General features: G+C 46.4%; 3 protein-coding genes. 1 reads left to right on the top strand and 2 read right to left on the bottom strand.

The features are described from left to right. Positions 1 to 415 precede the first annotated feature (415 nt). A complete protein-coding gene (coaA, locus tag HEM79_RS22050) occupies positions 416 to 1,366 on the top strand; it encodes a type I pantothenate kinase (RefSeq protein WP_000023078.1) in 951 nt (316 codons plus the stop codon). Between the two features lie 28 nt (positions 1,367 to 1,394). On the opposite strand, the gene birA is transcribed toward coaA, so the two are convergent. Next, positions 1,395 to 2,360 (bottom strand): bifunctional biotin--[acetyl-CoA-carboxylase] ligase/biotin operon repressor BirA, encoded by a 966-nt coding sequence (gene birA / locus HEM79_RS22055; protein WP_000654625.1) that lies wholly within the window; start codon positions 2,358 to 2,360, stop codon positions 1,395 to 1,397. Next, on the bottom strand, positions 2,357 to 3,385 hold the full coding sequence (gene murB, locus HEM79_RS22060) for a UDP-N-acetylmuramate dehydrogenase (RefSeq protein ID WP_176241708.1): 1,029 nt from the start codon (positions 3,383 to 3,385) through the stop codon (positions 2,357 to 2,359). Before murB ends, birA begins: the two co-directional genes overlap by 4 nt. Positions 3,386 to 3,522: the final 137 nt, after the last annotated feature.

The raw sequence follows: 3,522 nt of genomic DNA on the forward strand, positions 1-3,522 counted from the left end.
ACTGGTGACCTACTGATTACAAGTCAGTTGCTCTACCTACTGAGCTAAGTCGGCATCAAGTAGCGCGCATTCTATGGAGACATGCGAGCTCATGCAACTAAAAAATTGCATAATTTGTTTTGTTGGTCATATTTTAAACAACTCGATGAAGAAACAGTCGAACAATGAGCAGATTAGCACATTTTTTCAGCATTGTTCTGCTTAACAATATGCGCCAGTTAAAACACCATTCTTTTTATCAGATGGAATATCTGTCACATTGCTTTTCACCGATAGCTTCCCGTAAGCGATTTTTTCTTATTATTCCTCCCCATCTGGTGTTACCCTCCTGCCCATTAACCCATTCAACAGAACTGTGACGCGCCATGGCAAATATCGCTTTGCCGATAAAGCTATGACCGTCAGAAACATGCTTATGAGTATAAAAGAGCAAACGTTAATGACGCCTTACCTACAGTTTGACCGCAACCAGTGGGCAGCTCTGCGTGATTCCGTACCGATGACGTTATCGGAAGATGAGATCGCCCGTCTCAAAGGTATTAATGAAGATCTCTCGTTAGAAGAAGTTGCCGAGATCTATTTGCCTTTGTCGCGTTTGCTGAACTTCTATATAAGCTCGAATCTGCGCCGTCAGGCGGTTCTGGAACAGTTTCTTGGCACTAACGGACAACGCATTCCTTACATTATCAGCATCGCAGGCAGTGTAGCTGTGGGGAAAAGTACAACCGCCCGTGTATTACAGGCGCTTTTAAGCCGTTGGCCGGAACATCGCCGTGTTGAACTGATCACCACCGATGGTTTTCTTCATCCCAACAAAGTACTTAAAGAACGCGGGCTGATGAAAAAGAAAGGCTTCCCGGAATCGTATGATATGCATCGTCTGGTGAAGTTTGTTTCCGATCTCAAATCGGGTGTACCAAACGTTACGGCACCGGTTTACTCGCATCTTATTTATGATGTAATCCCAAATGGTGATAAAACCGTTGTTCAGCCTGATATCCTAATTCTTGAAGGACTAAATGTCTTACAAAGTGGGATGGATTATCCGCACGACCCGCATCATGTATTTGTTTCTGATTTTGTCGATTTTTCGATATATGTTGATGCGCCTGAAGACTTACTTCAAACATGGTATATCAACCGCTTCCTGAAATTCCGCGAAGGGGCTTTTACAGACCCGGATTCCTATTTCCATAACTATGCGAAATTAACTAAGGAAGAAGCGATCAAAACCGCCATGACACTGTGGAAAGAGATCAACTGGCTGAACTTAAAGCAAAATATTCTACCCACTCGCGAGCGCGCCAGTTTAATCCTGACGAAGAGTGCTAATCATGCGGTAGAAGAAGTCAGACTACGCAAATAATTTGCAGGGGAGCTAATGCTCCCCTTTCTTATTTTTCTGCACTACGCAGGGATATTTCACCACCCATCCAGGGTTTTATTATTCCATCCTGCTCAAGCAATAAAGCGCCCTGTTTGTCTATTCCGCGTGAAATACCAAATATTTCTTTATCACCAATGATAAGTTTCACTGGGCGATTAATAAAATTATCCAGCTTTTCCCAGCGCGAAAGATAAGGTGCCAATCCTTCTTGCTCGAAGAGTTCCAGCGCCGCGCGTAATTCACGTATTAGCATGGCCGCCAACGTATTACGATCGAGATTGATCCCTGCTTCCTGCAATGTGATCCATCCCTGGTTAACGACACTCTCTTCAACACGACGCATTGCCATGTTGATCCCGGCGCCAATGACTATTTGCGCTGCATCGCCGGTTTTGCCAGTCAGCTCCACAAGAATGCCTGCCAGCTTGCGATCCTGCAGATAGAGGTCATTAGGCCATTTAACGCGAACTTTATCTGCACCCAGCTTGCGTAATACTTCCGCCATCACGATACCGATAACCAGACTTAAACCAATTGCCGCAGCCGGGCCTTGTTCCAGACGCCAGAACATCGACAAATATAAGTTTGCGCCAAAAGGCGAAAACCATTTCCGACCACGGCGACCACGGCCTGCCTGCTGATATTCTGCGACGCATGCATCGCCCGATTTAAGCTCTTCGATACGATCAAGAAGGTACTGATTAGTTGAGTCAATTACTGGCAGCACGGCTACACTACCGCCATCCAGCTGGCTCAATATCTGTTCAGCATTAAGTAACTGAATGGGCTCAGGCAGGCTGTATCCTTTACCCGGAACGGTAAAGACATCAACGCCCCAGTCACGCAGCGTCTGAATGTGTTTATTAATGGCCGCCCGGCTCATTCCTAACGTTTCACCTAGCTGCTCGCCAGAGTGAAATTCGCCGTTCGCTAACAGCGCGATTAATTTCAGTGGAACGGTATTATCCTTCATGAAATCGTCTCCACTGCGCTAACTTCACCTGATGCACCAATAAAGCGAACTTCGGGCTCAAGCCAGACATTAAATTTTTCACCAACGTTCTGTCTTACATGATGTGCCAGTTGCACGACATCTTCGCTTTTTGCATTGCCTTCATTGATGAGAACTAACGCCTGTTGACGGTGTACCGCAGCCCCACCAATTTGCGTCCCTTTTAGCTGACACTGATCGATGAGCCAGCCAGCAGCCAGTTTTACTGAACCATCCGCCTGGGGGTAATTCGGTGCCGTTGGAAATTGTGCCAACAACGCGTTAGCCGTTTCGGCAGATACAACAGGATTTTTGAAGAAACTACCGGCATTGCCGTTCACTTTTGGATCGGGAAGCTTTGTCGTTCTCATATGGCACACTGCATCAAATACTTGCAGTGGCGTTACTGTTGAAGGCTCCAGACGAGTTAAGTCACCGTAAGTCAGTACAGGTTGCCACTCTTTTGGCAGACGCAGACCTACGGCTACAATGGCGAAGCGATCCTGATATTCATGCTTAAAAATACTGTCGCGATAGCCAAAGCGGCACTCTTTGGCAGTTAAGCGCACTTGCTTGCCTGTCGCCAGTTCAACACAGTCAACATAATCGCAAACTCGCTGTAATTCTACGCCATAAGCGCCAATATTCTGGATAGGCGATGAGCCGACACAACCAGGAATTAATGCCAGATTTTCCAGACCGGGCATTCCTTGCTGCAAAGTGTATTTCACCAGACGATGCCAGTTTTCTCCTGCACCCACATGTAAATACCATGCATCAGGTTTATCATTAATTTCGATTCCTTTGATTCGGTTGATGATCACCGTTCCGCAATAATCCTCAAGGAAAAGTACGTTGCTTCCTTCCCCCAGAATAAGAACAGGCTGTCCTTCTGCGGTCGCATGTTGCCAGGCATTGAGTAATTGTTGTTCGTCTTCCGCGTATACAATGTACTGAGCATTATGATCAATGCCAAAGGTGTTCCAGGGTTTTAAGGAGTGGTTCATAGCTGCTTTCCTGATGCAAAAACGTGGCTAGTTTACCGTATCTGCGGGGGGATGGCTTGTAGATATGACGACAGGAGAAGTTTTCACCAGCGCAAAAAGGCCATCCTTCCGGATGGCCTTTCGCTTTATCTGATGCC

This window comes from Escherichia sp. 93.0816 (assembly GCF_013368855.2).
Taxonomy (GTDB): Bacteria; Pseudomonadota; Gammaproteobacteria; order Enterobacterales; family Enterobacteriaceae; genus Escherichia; species Escherichia ruysiae.